The 16678-nt window shown below is 36.2% G+C and carries 15 protein-coding genes, 1 tRNA gene and 1 riboswitch; of the genes, 8 read left to right on the forward strand and 8 right to left on the reverse strand.

The features are described 5' to 3' along the window. The first annotated feature begins 6 nt into the window (after positions 1-6). The 3 genes from VIX88_RS03300 to VIX88_RS03310 all read left to right on the forward strand — a co-directional run bounded on the left by VIX88_RS03300 (position 7) and on the right by VIX88_RS03310 (position 1806). Positions 7-561, forward strand: a complete 555-nt coding sequence (locus VIX88_RS03300; protein WP_310503744.1) for an N-acetylmuramoyl-L-alanine amidase — start codon at positions 7-9, stop codon at positions 559-561. A gap of 152 nt (positions 562-713) precedes the next feature. After that, positions 714-1226: a Panacea domain-containing protein gene (locus tag VIX88_RS03305; protein WP_310503743.1), complete on the forward strand. Its 513-nt coding sequence runs from the start codon at positions 714-716 to the stop codon at positions 1224-1226. After that, on the forward strand, positions 1204-1806 hold the full coding sequence (locus tag VIX88_RS03310; RefSeq protein WP_154212761.1) for a hypothetical protein: 603 nt from the start codon (positions 1204-1206) through the stop codon (positions 1804-1806). The genes VIX88_RS03305 and VIX88_RS03310 overlap by 23 nt, the downstream gene beginning before the upstream one ends. Positions 1807-1942: 136 nt before the next feature. On the opposite strand, the gene VIX88_RS03315 is transcribed toward VIX88_RS03310, so the two are convergent. From VIX88_RS03315 to trxB, 4 genes are all read right to left on the reverse strand, one after another. Then, positions 1943-3097 (reverse strand): tyrosine-type recombinase/integrase, encoded by a 1155-nt coding sequence (locus tag VIX88_RS03315; RefSeq protein WP_214194035.1) that lies wholly within the window; start codon positions 3095-3097, stop codon positions 1943-1945. Positions 3098-3219: 122 nt separating this feature from the next. Then, positions 3220-3304: transfer RNA gene (locus VIX88_RS03320), tRNA-Ser, on the reverse strand. 121 nt (positions 3305-3425) lie between these two features. Beyond that, on the reverse strand, positions 3426-3794 hold the full coding sequence (crcB, locus tag VIX88_RS03325; RefSeq protein WP_064969436.1) for a fluoride efflux transporter CrcB: 369 nt from the start codon (positions 3792-3794) through the stop codon (positions 3426-3428). Positions 3795-3951: 157 nt separating this feature from the next. Continuing rightward, on the reverse strand, positions 3952-4899 hold the full coding sequence (gene trxB, locus VIX88_RS03330) for a thioredoxin-disulfide reductase (protein WP_004917801.1): 948 nt from the start codon (positions 4897-4899) through the stop codon (positions 3952-3954). Between the two features lie 156 nt (positions 4900-5055). Between trxB and VIX88_RS03335 the strand changes: the two genes are divergently transcribed. The 3 genes from VIX88_RS03335 (at position 5056) to VIX88_RS03345 (ending at position 10286) form a co-directional block, all read left to right on the forward strand. Continuing rightward, positions 5056-6558: a GH3 auxin-responsive promoter family protein gene (locus VIX88_RS03335; RefSeq protein WP_064969435.1), complete on the forward strand. Its 1503-nt coding sequence runs from the start codon at positions 5056-5058 to the stop codon at positions 6556-6558. A 22-nt stretch (positions 6559-6580) separates the two neighbouring features. Continuing rightward, a complete protein-coding gene (locus VIX88_RS03340; RefSeq protein ID WP_064969434.1) occupies positions 6581-7813 on the forward strand; it encodes an MFS transporter in 1233 nt (410 codons plus the stop codon). Between the two features lie 592 nt (positions 7814-8405). Continuing rightward, positions 8406-10286 carry an FISUMP domain-containing protein gene (locus VIX88_RS03345; protein WP_153937551.1) on the forward strand — a complete coding sequence of 627 codons (1881 nt, stop codon included), beginning with the start codon at positions 8406-8408 and terminating at the stop codon, positions 10284-10286. Between the two features lie 184 nt (positions 10287-10470). Here the strand turns inward: VIX88_RS03345 and VIX88_RS03350 are convergent, their stop codons facing one another. After that, complete coding sequence (locus VIX88_RS03350; protein WP_127919822.1) at positions 10471-11349, reverse strand: IS982-like element ISRa1 family transposase; 879 nt, start codon at positions 11347-11349, stop codon at positions 10471-10473. 368 nt (positions 11350-11717) lie between these two features. Here VIX88_RS03350 and VIX88_RS03355 point away from each other — a divergent pair, with 368 nt between their 5' ends. Next, positions 11718-11957, forward strand: coding sequence for a DUF4469 domain-containing protein (locus VIX88_RS03355; protein ID WP_237190445.1), 240 nt, complete (start codon positions 11718-11720; stop codon positions 11955-11957). Between the two features lie 151 nt (positions 11958-12108). On the opposite strand, the gene rlmH is transcribed toward VIX88_RS03355, so the two are convergent. Next, entirely contained in the window at positions 12109-12582 is a 474-nt protein-coding gene (rlmH, locus tag VIX88_RS03360) for a 23S rRNA (pseudouridine(1915)-N(3))-methyltransferase RlmH (RefSeq protein ID WP_064970262.1), read from the reverse strand. Between the two features lie 48 nt (positions 12583-12630). On the opposite strand from rlmH, the gene VIX88_RS03365 reads away from it, so the two are divergent. After that, on the forward strand, positions 12631-13536 hold the full coding sequence (locus tag VIX88_RS03365; protein ID WP_064970263.1) for a YihY/virulence factor BrkB family protein: 906 nt from the start codon (positions 12631-12633) through the stop codon (positions 13534-13536). On the opposite strand, the gene VIX88_RS03370 is transcribed toward VIX88_RS03365, so the two are convergent. Both VIX88_RS03370 and VIX88_RS03375 read right to left on the reverse strand, forming a co-directional pair. Next, entirely contained in the window at positions 13537-14583 is a 1047-nt protein-coding gene (locus tag VIX88_RS03370) for a YncE family protein (protein ID WP_064968241.1), read from the reverse strand. 12 nt (positions 14584-14595) lie between these two features. After that, on the reverse strand, positions 14596-16422 hold the full coding sequence (locus VIX88_RS03375) for a TonB-dependent receptor domain-containing protein (protein ID WP_064970264.1): 1827 nt from the start codon (positions 16420-16422) through the stop codon (positions 14596-14598). A gap of 30 nt (positions 16423-16452) precedes the next feature. Beyond that, a riboswitch (cobalamin riboswitch) is annotated at positions 16453-16643 on the reverse strand. Positions 16644-16678: the final 35 nt, after the last annotated feature.

The raw sequence follows: 16678 nt of genomic DNA on the forward strand, positions 1-16678 counted from the left end.
ATAACTATGTATTTGAAAACATTTCCCATAGCAGGGCATCACAATGCGGATAGCGGTGCTGTGTATAATGGACGAAAAGAAGCCGATTTGACAAAGGAAGCTAGGAATTTGTTTGTCAAGTATTTCCCCAATGGGAAGAATGAGCTAATATTAGACAATGACAACGAAACTAATATCCAACTCCAAAGGAGAATTAAACCTGGAGCGGGTTCTGTCTTGCTAGATACACATTTCAATGCTGGACCTACAACAGCAACAGGTACTGAATGCCTAGTAAATAGGAAGGATTTTGTAAACAAAAATTCTATGAGTTACCGAATGGCTGACGAAATCAGTAAAGCCACATCGGAAATTTTAGGTATTCCAAATAGAGGCGTGAAGTGTGAAAGTACAACACGACACGGAAGATTGGGTATATTGAACTTAGGTGCAGGTTGCTCTGTGCTTTGGGAGGTTTGTTTTATTTCAAACCCAAATGATATGAAACAATGGGATTTAAAGAAAGAAATTCTTATGAAGAAAATAGCAGAAATAGCTGCTAAATACGACGATATGAAATAACAAAACCACCCTCGCGGTGGTTTTTATCATTTAGACATTTAGATTTAAACTGCTTTTGCACATTTGACTACATAATTTAATAATAGAAAAATAAAAATAATTTTAAAATATTATATTTGCACTATCAAATTTAATATATAAAATATTGTATCGTGTATTCCGCAGTAGATATATCGTTTTTCTTTATTAGAAAAGGAGTAACACCACTGAAGTTACAGAAACTTCTATTTTACTCTCAAGTTTGGTATTTTGTTAAGTATAGAAATTTGCTATTTAAAGACGAAATACAGGCTTGGGTATTAGGTCCTGTTGTTCGCAATGTTTGGGATAAATATAGGTTTATAAGAAGAGGGGATTTAATAAATGAGAGATATATTGAAAAAGATATATGTGATAAAGAAATCGTTTCTCATCTGAATGAAATTTGGAAGATTTATGGAGGATATACAGGATTAGAGTTAGTAGATTTGACTCATAGTGAATCTCTTTGGAGAAATGCTAGAGGAGAAATTTCTCCTGAGCAAATATCTACCAATACAATAAAAATAGATGGACAAAGTATTTCTGATTTTTCATTGGACGGTAACGGAAGGATACCTGTTGCCAATAACAATGTATGTGGGATAGCAACTTTTAACAGTAATGTTGGGGAAGAATTATTTTAAAGTCTCTAAAAGAAAGATTGATAGTTACAATAAAGACAAGCACGGAGTATTTTACATTGAAGAGGAATATAGCCTCATTATTTGTGATGAAGATAAAAAGCATAGATGGATAATTATTTTAGAGCGTTTTGAAAAATACAAAATAATTGTTTTGTCTTTTTATTTTACTAAATTTTCCAAATCTAAAGGAATAAAAAAATTTAAAAGAAATAAAGGTAAGGATTGTATAAATCCTCTGGTAACTTTACGACTGTTCAGAGAATGCTTTAACCTTTGTACAGAAGAACATAAGGGTTATTCTTTTTGTTTTTATGCATTAGATGACAGCTATGTCGAACACTCTCAAAGAGAGGATTTAAACAGAAGAATGAGCGTTTTTTATACTTTTTTGAAAAGAAATTGTATAAAAGAAGCATATAATATGATGCAAAAAGGAAATATCAGACACAATATTTATGTAGGTTATAATAAAAATTCATGTGACGAAAGTGTTATAGATGAGTTTATAAAGTTTTATGAACCTATTATTACAGAAGAGATAAAAGAGTTATACTCTAAACAAGATTCACGGAAATTATAAACCAAAACCGCGAGAATTTACAAAGTTCTCGCGGTTTTTATACTTATCTTATAACTAGATTTATTTCTAATTATGGCGAACTCGCCATAATTAAAATTTAAGGTTATTTAGATTGAAAAGTAATTGTGGTTTTTATCTAAAAAGAAGGCAACTTTATTTTTTTAGCCTCTTCAAATCTTTGTAGTTTCATTATCCTAGCATATCGCTCTGTCATTTTTTGAGTAGAGTGTCCAAATATAGCCTGTATAGTTTCAATAGGCATTCCTGCTAATATTTTATCGTCTGCTCCTTTGTGTTTTAAAGAGTACATATTTTTGTCAATGCCTAAACCGTCTTTTATCAGCCTATGCCATAGCTTATTAGCTGTGTCTTCCTTTACTTTGAACTCATTGGGTTCAAAATATCTATTTTTAATACCGTGCCTTCCTCCGTTTGGCACACAAGTACCAAACAAATAATTATGAGGGTTAGAAAGGTCAAATTTTGAAAATAGACTTTTCAAGTTTTCGCTTATGGGTACTACCCTATCGGCATCTGTTTTTGTTATTTCAGCAGGCAAATTGATTAGCTCGTTATCCAAATCTAGCATTGACACTTTCATTTGCACCAACTCCGCAGGACGGATACCGCAATAGTAGATGGTGGAGCAAAAGACATAGAACCCAAAACAGTAATCCTGCAAAGCATTATATATGGCTTTCATCTCCTCATTTGTAGGAGGTACATTTGCCTCTTTTTTTAGAACCTTTAGATTTCTAATATCTCTAAACGGATTAGTTTTGATATAGTCAGCGTCGAGTATTTCATGAAAAACAGACCTTAAAAACCCAAGATGCTTATTGTAAGTCTTGTTAGACCAGCCTTTCTCATTTTTTAGATGTTCCAGAACTTCTTTAGCCTGTATCCTCTCAAAATTGGACACTTGCATTCTATGATATTGCAACTCCTTGACCGATTCAATAAAGAAATTAACAGAACTTCTGAAGTTATCAATGCTGTTTTTTGATAGTGTTTTCTTTTTTTCCTCAAAGCCAAATATAACGGCATCTATGAGGTTGATGTTTAGCACTCGCTTCGTTGGGTTCCCAGGTATCCAACCAGCCTCAAGGCGTTCTTTAATTAACATAGCTAAAGCTCCTGCTTCTAGCATTCTTCTTTCAAAGGACAACTCCTTATTTATTCCTTGCTTTACGAAATAGGGCTTTTTGTTGAAACGAAACCAAACATACCAATCTTTGCCACTTTCAATAGGGAAAGATTTAACTTTAGGTTCAGTAAAAATGTTTTCCATAATCTGAAATATATTTTTTTCAGATACTTTGGGGCGGTAGAAAACAATTTGTTTACTTTTGTTTGTTTTTACAAAAAACCGATGAACAAAGTCTTTATTCATCGGCGTTTTGAGCAATTTTGCGGAGAGAGAGGGATTCGAACCCCCGGACCTGTTACAGTCAACGGTTTTCAAGACCGCCGCATTCGACCACTCTGCCATCTCTCCTTAACAACTCTATCGTTGTTTCTAGTGGTGCAAATATATAACTATTTTTAATTACACACAAATTTTACATTCACTTTCAACTCCAAAATAGTATAAATTACTATTTATCAATAATAAAAATTTAGACTACCCCTAATTTAAATCCTAAATAAACTGCCCAAAATCCTAATACTAAACTTGCCACCACATAGCTAAAAAGAGTTACATAATCCTGATTTTGCCATAACACAAAGTTCTCGTAGGAAAAAGTAGAAAATGTAGTAAAACCTCCGCACAGCCCAACTATAAAAAAATATCTGACAACATCTGACTCTTGTTTCATAAGAGAGTTACTTAACAGCCCAATCAGAAAACACCCCAATACATTAACCACTAAAGTCCCCATAGGAAAAGTCCCCAATTTGAAAAACTGAGCGGTATAACGAGAAGCAAGGAAACGAAATACACTTCCTAATCCTCCCCCTATAAATATGTATAGTATTGTTTTCATTATATATAACGAGTGCTGAAGCTAGCCCCGATGGAAGCGGATACCCCACAGTGAAGCCGCGGAACGAAGTGGAGCGGCAAAACGAGGAGTATGAGCGGACAGCGGGAAATAGCTCCTAAAAAAAATAGAACCTATTTCCGCTCCGCTTTTTTAATGATTATCCTTTTAACTCTCCTAAATATCTTTCGGCATCTATGGCTGCCATACAACCACTTCCCGCAGCAGTAATCGCTTGACGGTAAATATGATCTTGCACATCTCCTGCCGCAAATACCCCAGGAAGATTAGTTTTAGACGACTTGCCTTCGGTAATAATATAACCATTTTCGTCTAGGTTGATTTGACCTTTAAATACATCGGTATTAGGTTTGTGTCCTATCGCAATGAATATCCCGTGAACTTCAATTTCAGAGGTTTCTTGCGTTTGGTTATTGATGACCACTGCACGCTCTACTAGATTATTTTCTCCTTTGATACCGATGAGTTCGTGGTTATATTTCACTTCAATATTTGGTGTTTTTTCCACTCTTTGTGCCATTACTTTAGAGGCTCTAAAGTGGTCTTTTCTTACCAACATCGTTACCTTATTACAAATATTGGCTAAATAAGTAGCTTCTTCTGCCGCTGTATCTCCCGCCCCTACTACAATAACATCTTTCCCTTTATAAAAGAATCCATCGCAGGTAGCACACGCAGAAACACCTCCACCAGAGTATTTCTTTTCATCGTCTAGCCCTAAGTATTTAGCGGTAGCCCCTGTAGATATAATTACTGTTCTCGCCAAAATCTCTCTACTTCCTGTGGATAGCTTATGAATGCCTCCTACCTCTTTAGAAAACTCCACGCTGGTAATCATTTCGTAATGGACTTTGGTTTCAAACCTTTCCGCTTGTTTTTGTAAGTCCATCATCATTTCTGGTCCTGTGATACCGTTAGGATAACCTGGGAAATTTTCCACCTCCGTAGTCGTGGTTAATTGTCCACCTGGCTCTAACCCTGTGAATAATTCGGGCTTTAAATCCGCTCTAGCTGCATAAATTGCAGCAGTATATCCTGCAGGTCCTGAACCTATAATTACACAATCTAAGATATTTTGTTCTTCCATTCTGATAAATTTATATTGATTTTAAAGTGGCTAATTTCGGAATTTTTTTAGGGTTCTAAAAGTTTTAGACATCTTTATTTTCGATTAGCCTTATTGACTGGTTAAATCTATACAACGAGTTATTCTTAGTTAGTAACAAAATCTTATCTTTGCTCTATGTTAAAATGGATTAAAAAGAAAGCCGCTCTCGTTTGGGCGAAAAGACATACTCAGCAAGCTGCACTAGACCAATCTAAAGCGATTGAACACCAAGAGGCTTTATGGAGAGATTTAGTAAAAACAGCAGAAAAGACTCTGTTTGGTAGAAGCCATAATTTTGACGAAATCAAAACTTTAGAGGACTTTCAAAATCAAGTTCCTATTGCGGATTACGAAGACCTTAAACCCTACATAGAAAAGGTAAAAAGAGGACAAGCCAACATACTTTGGACGGATACTCCCGAATATTTTGCTAAGACTTCTGGCACTACCTCTGGAGCTAAGTATATCCCTATTTCTAAAGAAGGAATGCCTTATCAAATCAAAGCGGCACAGTCGGCTCTGTTTCATTATATCTCAAAGAAGAATAATGCCGATTTTGTAAACGGTAAAATGATTTTCCTACAAGGCTCTCCTGAACTGGAAGAAGTTAATGGGATTAAAACAGGGCGACTCTCGGGCATTGTGGCTCATCATATCCCTAAATATTTGCAAAAAAACAGACTCCCGAGCTACGAAACCAACTGTATAGAAGACTGGGAAACTAAAGTCAATAAAATTGCTGATGAAACCGAAACCCAAAATATGACGCTTATTTCTGGGATTCCGCCTTGGCTCATTATGTATTTTGAAATTTTAGTAGAAAGACACCGTAAGAAAATAAAACAACTATTCCCTAACTTACAACTTATCGTAACTGGTGGCGTAAACTATGAGCCTTACCGAGAAAAAATGGAGGAACTCCTTGGAGGCTCTGTGGATATTGTGCAAACCTTCCCTGCTAGTGAGGGCTTTTTTGCGTTTCAGGACGATTACACTAAAGAAGGTTTAAGACTACTCACCAACAATGGGATTTTCTACGAGTTTGTACCATTGGAGCAATATGGCAAACCCAACGCTCCTCGTTTGACTTTAAAAGACATTGAACTCAACCAAGATTATGCTATGATTCTTACCACCAACTCTGGGCTTTGGGCGTATTCTATTGGAGATGTGGTGAGGTTTATTTCTAAAAACCCTTATCGTATTTTAGTAAGTGGCAGAACCAAGCACTATACCTCTGCATTTGGCGAACATGTCATCGCTTATGAAGTGGAGGAAGCTATGAAATCTACCGTGGCTCAGCACTATGCTCAAATTACGGAGTTTCATCTCGCACCACAAGTAACTCCTCCTAACAACGAACTACCTTATCACGAATGGCTCATTGAGTTTGAAAAAGAACCTGAGAATTTAGAAGCCTTTAGATGGACCCTAGACCAAGAATTAAGGGCAAGGAATACCTATTATGGTGATTTAATAGAGGGTAAGGTATTACAACCGCTTAAAATATCTAAATTAAAAAGAAACGCATTCCAAGAGTATGCTAAATCCGAAGGAAAACTCGGTGGGCAAAACAAAATCCCTAGACTAGCCAACGACAGAAAAATAGCCGACTTTTTAGTGAATCATATAATCTAAAGAAAATATTTCCATTCCCACTATGAACCTAGAACCTCTAAAAACATTAAAAAACATTGAGTTTAGATACCTGCTATTCGGTAGGTTTTTCCTCATTTTGGCATTTAGAATGCTAGCCACACTTCTAGGTTGGTGGGTTTATCAGCTTACCAAAGACCCTCTTTCTATTGGGTTCATTGGGCTTTCAGAAGTTATCCCTGCGGTATCTACTGCCCTATACGCAGGCTATGTAATAGATATGAACGAAAAAAAACGAATGCTACTTATCTGCAATTATGTTTATATGGTTCTCATTAGTACATTAGTCGCTTTGGCGTTCTTAGAAAACTCTTATCATCTTACAGGACACCAAATTTCTTATTTCATCTATGCAGTGATATTTCTAACAGGGATTTGCCGTGCCTTTATAGGACCATTAGTCCCTTCTATGATACCTAAAATGGTAAAAAAGGAAAACTTAGCCAATGCCGTTACACTTAATCAGGCTACTTTTCTTACCTCTTCAGTATTTGGACACGCATTGGGAGGCTTTTTAATTGCACTTATTACCATTAAATGGACACTCGTGGTTATTGTAAGTCTGATGACTTTAGCCTCTATATTCTTTTGGCAATTAAAACCGCAACATTCCGAGTACGATAAAAAAGAAGTAAGGGTGCTAGAAAGTATGCGTGAAGGACTTGCCTACATCTATAAAACTAAAGAAATATTGGGAGCTTTATGCTTGGATATGTTTGCGGTTTTGTTTGGTGGAGCGGTGGCGATGATACCCGTCTATGCTAGTGATATTCTCAAAGTAGGAGCCGAAGGCTTTGGACTACTCAATGCGGCATCTGATATTGGGTCTATGTGTATTATTATTTTGCTTTCATTTATTCCGTTGAGGAGAAATCAAGGTAAAATACTACTGGTGGCGGTGGCTGGTTTTGGTATGTGCATCATTGGTTTTGGATTGTCTAAACTCTACTGGCTTTCGTTCTTTTTCTTGATGCTTAGTGGTATGTTAGACGGTATTTCTGTAGTGATAAGAGGTACCATAGTACAACTGAAAACCCCTGACAAAATAAGAGGCAGAGTTCTAAGTGTTAATTCTATCTTCATTATGTCTAGTAACGAGATGGGGCAGTTTGAAAGTGGTCTAACCGCTAAACTTCTAGGCGTGGTGCGTTCTGTAATATTTGGGGGAAGTATGACCTTAGCCATTGCCCTTATGGTGGGACTTACCAACAAAAAACTAAGAAAAATGGAGTACTAACTCCCATTACCTCTTCCCTATCTAAAATAACTCCCTATATTAAATTTTGCATAAAATATTTCCCAAACACTTGCATACTTCCTTAAAAGGTTATAAGTTTGCTTCAGTTTTATGACACACGATTATGACACACGATACCAATTACATACAAACAAGTGTAAAAAAGTACCCGAATTATTTAGCTGTTTCAAATAATTTCGCAAACAAGCAGATAGTTTCGTGGGTATACATCCGACTATTCAGAAAATTCTTTGGACTTTTAGCGTTAAAACAAAATATTATCCTGCCAATCTTTGTTGGGAGCATTTGGTGTTTATCACACGCTACGTTTATTTTCATAAATACCCGTTAGAAGCCCTCCTTTTTCATCAGCTGAATAGGTTGTTTTGGATTAGGGGATTGTAGCGTAAAGAAGGGGTATTTTACACTTTTTGTTTTAGCCTGCCTTCTCGTTTTGTGTGTTATTAGAAGGTGGAGGCGTCTTTTACAAGTTCAAGGTTTAAATTTCAATAGGCTTACGTATTCATAGACCCTTAATTCGAACCACCAAACTCTAAAACCCAATGTCTATAAATTTTAAACTATATATTTTATGAAAAAGATTTTATTCTATGCTATCTTTCTGCCTATGGCATTACAAGCACAAGTCGGCATCAATACCAACACACCCCGAGCCACCTTAGAGGTGAAGAGAAATATCCAAGTTCCTAATACCCAGCCACAAGGGGTGCTATTTCCTAAGTTCACCACAGATGAGCGAACTAAATTTTCTGATACTGCCGAAGAAGGGACTGTAATTTACAATACAGAAAGAAAATGTCTAGAGATATATTTAGGCTTATATTCAGGTATTCACAAATGGTCTTGCTTGCTCAATAAAGGGGTACAAAACACAAACCTGATAGTAGCTCCTGAAGGTTTTGAGGGATCTTATATGAACGGAATTGCCTTCAACAATAGCCAAAAGGTCAAATTCAAATTAGAGAACAATTCATTTTCTGATATTAGTTCGTCTTTTGCTGACGTTGTTACCATTCAAAATGGTATGGCTACAATTACAACTTCAGTCTGTCAATGGCAAAAACTTAATGGCAATGAACTTGTAGGCAGTATGGAATCGTGCTCTTCTGGAAATCTCATTAACCTAAATTCTGGAGAGTCAGCAATGTTATGGTATACGATGGATGGAATACCTGAAGCAGGAACTTTACAGGCTAATTTTTCTAAATTTGGAGTTGAAGCCAATCAAGAAATACAAGTAAACTTGGGTTCCGCTAGTATTTCTAGTTCTAGAACAGAGTATATACCGTCTTTACAATATACTGGTTCTGATTATCAAGGGAAAATTAATAACACAACGCGTAAGTTAGTGGTTAGAATTCCTTATACCGATGGTAATGGTTCCTACAATACAGTAACCTCCCAGGCAGTAACTACAGCCGAAGGACAAAATGGTGATATTAATACCCTTACTCTTAATATTCCAGGAGGAAATTTCAGCACAGCTGGTGTTTTAGAAGCCACAATAAATGTAGATGGAGATGGAGAGTATCTAGTAAAAATGTTAGAACCAGGAAAAGAGTATGATATTACTACTATCCCATTCATACTCAACGGACAGCAGTATAATGTAGTACTCAAAGGGATTGGTGGTATCCCTGATCGTTGTTTCGGTAAGACCACTTTTGACTGCGTAGGCTATGGAGCTAAAGAAAGAGAGCACGAATTTATTTATACCCCAATTACAGGACCAGATGGTAAAATTTGGCTTAGTAACAATCTCGGTGCAGAATATACTAAGGTTGGTTCACAATGGTTTAACCCTACTCGACAAGCGGGGTCTTTTGATGATATAGGCGCCCCTTTAACTGACCCTACCGCTAACCAAATCAAGAAGGATTGGCGTGCTTATGGTTCATTGTTCCAATGGCAGCGTAATCCTGATGGACACGAGCTCATCAACTGGATCTCTTCCGTAAGCGGTACACCGAAGTATGATAGCCCGACGGCATCTTTATCTTCTTCTTGGACGAACCCTGGTCATAGTAATTTTATCACGAATTATACTTCAAACAATGCGAGTTGGGTAAATGATTCCTTAAATAATGCAACTACTGAAAAAAATTTATGGCAGATCAATGGCTCTAATAACCCTTGCCCTGAGGGTTATCATGTGCCTACAAATGTTGAGCAAGAGGCTTTACATAATTCTATCTTAGGTTATACAGCGGGCACTAATTCTTTTACTAGATCCACCAAAATGTGGAATGAAATAAATCTTCGTCTGCCTGCAAGTGGCTACCGCGGCATCCTCAATGGAAATGTATATATTCAAAGTGTTGGTAATTTGTGGAGTAGCAATCAAAACTCTAACATGTACTCATGGAATCTATTTTTCAATAGTAATAATAGTAATGTGGGTGGCAATTTCTATCGTGCAAACGGCTATGGAATCCGTTGTCTCCACGATTAACCCATTTCCTAGTATAGAAATTAGGATCTCTTTGTTTATTATATCATGATTTCTCGGCTAAGAATAATACTAAGTGTTAGTTTTTTTAATAGTTAGATTATATTACTGAAATTCTAGAAACTTATAAAAAGATATGTAGACAAAAGCGGAAATAATAATAGATTCTAGCCACTCGTTGTGCATTTTAAATAATACTGATTTTTAGATGATTTAATTTTCTTTGGAAGATAAATTTATTGATATATTGAATAACCGTTGCGGCGGTTATTTTACTGATTATCCTTGTTTTAAAGCCTTCAAAAGTTTTAGCATAGTTTCTTTTAATCATAAATTGGTCGCAAAGTTGAGAGAAAAATGTCTCAATTCGTTTTCGCTTTTTCTTGTACAATGAAAATTGAGGAATATAATCTTTCTGATTACTTCTCATTGGTGTATCTAATTTAATATTAGCATAGTTAAATAAATCTATTTGAACTTTTGCTGATAAATAGCCTCTATCTCCAATTAAAGTACAGTTTCGCATTTGCTCACCAATATCTTTTAAATAGTGGATGTCGTGAACGGATGCAGGGCTTATATCAAAATTCTTAATCACACCATTTAAAGAACATACTGCGTGTAGTTTATAGCCATAGAAATATAATTTCTGTGAAGCACAATAACCATATGTTGGTGAAGAATAGGATTGCTCTTTACAAATTTTTGAACGAGTAGAACGAGCGTTTTCACAAACTTTCATTGGCATGCTATCAACGATAAAAATATCTTCAAACTCATTGAACTCCATCGAAATACGCTGTCTAATTTGCTCTGTTTGTAGGGATAGTCTTCGTTTTCGCTTATTGTAAACACTTCTTTCAATTTTGTTTATCAGAGAGTTTGGCAATTTTCTAAATAACTGTAATTCGCTATCAATACTCAAGTATTCAGCAGTAATATTAAGACTTATGACTTCTAAATCGCTCATTTTAGGTGTTCTTCTCTGATAACTAATCAGTTGATTTTCTGAAAAAAGTCCTAAAACTTCCAAAATTCTTTCATATATTTGCTCTATGTTGTTCATTTATACCGTTTTATAGCAAAAACAATATACTGATTTTCAGTCTAATAAACAACTCTTGTTTTTTTCATTTCATAATGCACAACGGGTTATAGCCATAAAGTATTAGTGTTGGTATTGTACAGCTGAACTGATATGAATATTGTCATTAAGCGTTTCTTTTAAGACAAGAGTCAGGATAATAAAGAAACATTCGGCATAGGTAAATGTGAAATAGGGTTTAGACTAGACCTTAAAAAAACCTTATATATAGATATTAGGGTAGAAATACTGGGCAAACAATCTAGCCTAATAAGTATTTCGGTATTACTTATAAAGCTTTAGAAAAAGCAAATGGTATACTTACCGAAGGCAAAGCTACATTCATTAAAATAGACGGTGATAACCCTAAAAACGGTATCGTCTTTAAAAACTTAGACAAGCAAAATGAGGTAAAGCTAACCAAAGACAGTATTGTACTCAATGAGCCATCGAGGTTACTCATTCTTGTGCCTTCGGATTTGGAGGCGGGTAATTATGAGCTAAGTATTACCACGCAATATGCTAAAGGTGGGGTTACGACTAAAGAGCCTAGAGTGGGTGTACTTTCGGCACCAGTGGTTATTGGCTAAATAGGGAGCCATTCCCTAGCGTAATGAGAAACGCCTCCCCACGGTCGTGGGGAGGCTCTCCCTATAGTAATGGGGAAGTGTTCCCTAAACTTCATTTAAGTTTTATTTTGATATGGTATCAGACCACCTCATCTTAGAAATTGGTGATACCTCAATCGTTATGATAAGGTTTGCCTTGCAAGATTTGGTCCGCACGGTAGATTTGTTCTACAAAGAATAGTCTTATCATTTGGTGGGTAAAGGTCATTTTAGAAAGAGAAAGTTTATCATTAGCCCGTTGGTAAATCTCTTCCGAAAAGCCATACGCCCCACCTATCAAGAAACACACCCGCTTAATAGACGCATTCATATAATGGTTGATTTGCTCCGAAAAAGCCCTACTGGTAAACTGTTTGCCCTTTTCGTCTAACAAAATAATGGTATCCGTACTTTCTATATGGTTGAAAAATAGTTTAGCTTCCTCTTTTTTAATTACTTCTGGAGTGAGGTTCTTAGCGTTTTTAATATCTGGAAGCTCTACGATGTCAAAATTATAGTATTTAGGTAGCCTTTTATGATAGTAACTAATGAGGTTTTGTATTTCCTTTTGGTCTGTTTTTCCGATACATATCAATTTGAACTGCATAAGCAAAAAATTTATTTTTAATATATTTGCGGTACAAATATAGATTTAATGGCATTAAAGACCCCTAAATTCCTTTTAAAAATTCACCGTTTTTCAGATTCTATCCACCTTCCTGTTTTAGAAATTTCTTTGTGGAAGATGTTTGAAATCTACGGGCAAGGGGTATTTAAAAATAATGTGGTAAAACAAGCCGCTAGTATTTCGTGGAGCTTCTTTTTGAGTATTTTCCCATTCCTGCTGTTTTTACTATCTATTTTGCCTTATATGCCTCATTATGATAAGCTCCAGTTCTATATTTTTGAGGTGTTTATGGCTAATATACTCCCCACACATATGTTGCACGATGTTACGGAGTACATACAGAACAGCATTATCCCCAATATGAAAAGCATTAGCAAACTTACCATACTTTTTGCTTTGGTGTTTGCTACTAATGGCACATTTTCCCTCATCAATGGGTTTAATGAAAATACCGACTCCAAAAGGACTTTCATCAGAGAATACACCATTTCTATCTTAGTTACTCTAGCCTTTGTGACCTTGATATTTCTCTCTCTTTTTGGGATTTACTACTCCGAAGTGGTGCTTAAACTATTCACGCCTAAATACAATCTCAACTGGCTTATTGTTAATCTATCTAAAATTATTGGGTTTATCTCATTCCCGTTGTTTTATTTTATTTTGTTAAGTCTTTTCTATTGGGTAGGGTGTGTAAAAGTGAAAAGGTGGCTGTCTGCCGTTCCTGGAGCAGTACTCACCACCTTGTTATTTGTACTCATTACCTATGGATTTATCTTCTACGCTGCAAATTTCGCCAGATACAATGTACTCTACGGCTCAATAGGAACTATTATTTTAGCGATGATTTGGGTTAATCTCAACATTATCCTCATACTCCTAGGCAACGAGCTCAACCTCGCTATAGACCGAGTGAAAAGAAATAAACTCCCTTAACTACTCCACTACGCTGTTAGGATAAATCCCTGTAGAAATGGTTTTCTGTAAACCTGCTTCGTTAAAGAATAAAGCCTTAGCATTTCTGCCATCTAGCCCTACTGCAAAAACCTCGTCTAGTTTAGATAATCTATAGAAAGAAGTTTCGGAAACTTGGGTACTCTTAGTAAGGTCAGAGCCTACTGCTGCTTTATGTAGTTTGCCATCTACTAAAAAGAAATAAGACTGATTAACCTTTACAATTTCCTGAATACTTTCCTTTTTGTCAGAAGTTTGAGCCCAATCGTAAGTTTTTTCTACTCCAGAGGCAGTAAGCGTCCAAATGCTACCGTCCACCGTGCTAGTGTAAGCCCAGTTAGCACTAGCATCGTAAAAGCCATCTCCCTTACAAGTAATAAGCACTTTGTTATCCTCTACTAAATAACCATTAGGATTGTAACCAATAGTGTAATATTTCTCTACCACATTGCTAGACGGATTGATAACGGCTAGTTTGTTATTTTTACTCCACCCTCCTTGTAGCAATGCATAAATCTTATTTTGGAACGAGAATATCTTCTCTACCCCATAATCTACCGGTATTTTAGCGATTTCTTTTAAAGTGGCTGCATCTAGCACCAGTATATAGTCGTCTGTATTATCAAGACCTTCGCCCCAGTTGGTAATGTAAAGTTTACCATTAACTACCGTCATATATCTAGGGTTTTTAAGCCCTGTGGTTACTTCGGCTTGTTTTTTCATGGTGTATCTGTTCACTTTTACCAATTTATTGCTGTTATTAACAACAATGTAAAGGTCATCTCCATTTCGGTAAGAAGACTGTGGCGTATCTCCTAGTGCTTCGCTGTTTACCTTTTGATACACCTTTTCTTCTGTATTAGAAAAACCATAAGAAACATAATCTAAACTCCCATTGTTCTGACCGAAATAGCCTTCATTCAAAATAAAAAAGCCATTTTCATAATCTCCTTTTGGAGTGTAGTCTTCGTTTCTGTTACACGCTGTAAGTAACACTACAGCCGATAAAAAAGCTAGTGATTTCTTCATAAAATATGGATATTAAAAATTAGTTTTTAAAGTAGTTAAAAAATACCTGCCTAGCATAGGATAGCCCTGCATTGTATTATAAGACTGGTCTAGAATATTCTGAACTCTAATGTTAAGAGAATTACTAATGTTCTTTAATTTGAAATCAAACCCTAAACCTACATTCCACAAGTGATAAGGTGCTAAAAAATCTCTATTTATCTGGTCTGTGGCTCTCTCCGAAGTGAATAAATGTTCTAGCTCTAAGTGGTATTTTTTCCAATCTAAACTAAAAGTATTAGAATAGTTCCACCTAGGAATATAGATAAGTGATTTTTGAGTTCGCTGATTATAGGTTTCAGTGTAAGTCAATAAATTATTAAAATTAAGCCCTACGCCATTCCAAACAAAACGATGAGAAGACCTTGCTTGTCCACCTTTAGTAATAACAAAATCTAAGTTAGTAGGTGTCCAAAAACCAACATCATTAGGATACCACAATATCCAATCTTTCACTTCACCATAATGCACAGACACTCCTATAGATTGCGTATTTTTATACTTGTAGCCTACACTTAACTCTCCCATCTTCCCTGCTTCGGGCTTTAGTAGAGGATTTCCACCTTGTTTCCAATACAAATCGTTAAAAGTAGGTAGCCTGTAAGAAGTGGCATAAGAAGCCTTGATACTTAAATGTTTCAGAGGCTCTAATTCCACCCCCATATCATAAGTAATGGGAATGCTAAACAAAGATGAAAATGACTTTCGTAAATTAGCAGAGACCACACTCCAATCGTTAAAATTATAACGGTAATTCACAAACGAATGCCACTCTTTAAACGGACTAATCCTTAGATTATCTCCACCTCCTGTGGTATATTTGGACTGAAGCCCCAGCGTTACCAATGATTTACTAAATGCTAACTTTGCAATATAGTTGGCAAAATAGTTTTCGGCAAAACTAACCGTCCCACCATCTTTGGCATTCATTCTAAACCTAAAAAACTCTTTGGTATAGGCAGATTGCAACTGCTGTTCAAAACCTCTATTATGATAAAACCAAGACACTTGCATACGAGTGCTTTCGTCATCTTGAATTTGTTGTGCTATGGGCTGTGCTTCGGTAGCTCCTACATTTCTAGACGCCCATTGATTCCAAATATTAAAGGAAATTTTATGCTTCCCACCAAGTTTATAGACGCTGTTAAGATAAATATCCGCGACATCAAATCCTGAATTTCCTGTTTTACCTTTCTTACCAAATTTATCTCGGAACGGAAATTCGTTATCCGAACGAAGGTAATTAGTCCCCACATTCCAGCTCCATCTAGAAGTATTGTTCTGTACCGAAAGGCTATTTCTACTAAGTCCAAAACTGCCTAAGGTATTCTCTAACCTGTATTGCGTTGGCTCGTCAAAAATGGGATTAAATTCTAAAGCGAACACTCCGCCCAACGCTCCACTCCCGAAACCACTGCTCCCCGAGCCACTACGATAGGTTAAACTACTGCTTACATTAGAGCTGATAATATTAGCATCTACTTGCCCATTTAAAGAGGAGTTGATAGGAATGCCTTCCCAAGTAAATAAATGTTGAGATGGCGAAAGTCCCTTTATAGAAACTGATGCTAAATTACCATAACCGTAGTTCCTAATAACCGCTCCCGTCTGCTTTTGGAGTAGTCCTTCTATAAAAATCTCTGGATTGTTCTTTAAATCAACTTTAACCACCTCGTGTCCCACAGAAAGCAAAGTAGGCGACACCAGATTGATGGCTACAGTATCTATAACCGTTTCCTTCTGTTGAGCTTGCACAAAAAAGACCGACGATAGACTCGTCAGCAAAACTAATCTTACCATATAAAATACTCTTCCTCCGAAAGTTTTTATTAAAAATATTACTCGTTTGGCAGGTCTCCTGACTTTTGCATTCCTACGCCCTCCCGCATAACAATAATACAGTGGCAATAAAATGTAGAAACTTTATTAAAGCAATTTACAGTTGCGTGGACAGTTCAAGACTTTCACTTGATTCCCTTTTAATTAACCCAATAGGCTAAACCAAAAATTCGGCAAAGATAGTTTTATTTTTGATGTCTAGGCTCTAAATCACTGC

This window comes from Riemerella anatipestifer (assembly GCF_035666175.1).
GTDB lineage: Bacteria > Bacteroidota > Bacteroidia > Flavobacteriales > Weeksellaceae > Riemerella > Riemerella anatipestifer_D.

Excerpts from the sequence above, each read along its gene's own strand:
- VIX88_RS03300 (WP_310503744.1), top strand. The coding sequence starts at position 7 with ATGTATTTGAAAACATTTCCCATAGCAGGGCATCACAATGCGGATAGC.
- VIX88_RS03310 (WP_154212761.1), top strand. The coding sequence starts at position 1,204 with ATGTTGGGGAAGAATTATTTTAAAGTCTCTAAAAGAAAGATTGATAGT.
- VIX88_RS03315 (WP_214194035.1), bottom strand. The coding sequence starts at position 3,097 with ATGGAAAACATTTTTACTGAACCTAAAGTTAAATCTTTCCCTATTGAA.
- crcB (WP_064969436.1), bottom strand. The coding sequence starts at position 3,794 with ATGAAAACAATACTATACATATTTATAGGGGGAGGATTAGGAAGTGTA.
- trxB (WP_004917801.1), bottom strand. The coding sequence starts at position 4,899 with ATGGAAGAACAAAATATCTTAGATTGTGTAATTATAGGTTCAGGACCT.
- VIX88_RS03335 (WP_064969435.1), top strand. The coding sequence starts at position 5,056 with ATGTTAAAATGGATTAAAAAGAAAGCCGCTCTCGTTTGGGCGAAAAGA.
- VIX88_RS03340 (WP_064969434.1), top strand. The coding sequence starts at position 6,581 with ATGAACCTAGAACCTCTAAAAACATTAAAAAACATTGAGTTTAGATAC.
- VIX88_RS03345 (WP_153937551.1), top strand. The coding sequence starts at position 8,406 with ATGAAAAAGATTTTATTCTATGCTATCTTTCTGCCTATGGCATTACAA.
- VIX88_RS03350 (WP_127919822.1), bottom strand. The coding sequence starts at position 11,349 with ATGAACAACATAGAGCAAATATATGAAAGAATTTTGGAAGTTTTAGGA.
- rlmH (WP_064970262.1), bottom strand. The coding sequence starts at position 12,582 with ATGCAGTTCAAATTGATATGTATCGGAAAAACAGACCAAAAGGAAATA.
- VIX88_RS03365 (WP_064970263.1), top strand. The coding sequence starts at position 12,631 with ATGGCATTAAAGACCCCTAAATTCCTTTTAAAAATTCACCGTTTTTCA.
- VIX88_RS03370 (WP_064968241.1), bottom strand. The coding sequence starts at position 14,583 with ATGAAGAAATCACTAGCTTTTTTATCGGCTGTAGTGTTACTTACAGCG.
- VIX88_RS03375 (WP_064970264.1), bottom strand. The coding sequence starts at position 16,422 with ATGGTAAGATTAGTTTTGCTGACGAGTCTATCGTCGGTCTTTTTTGTG.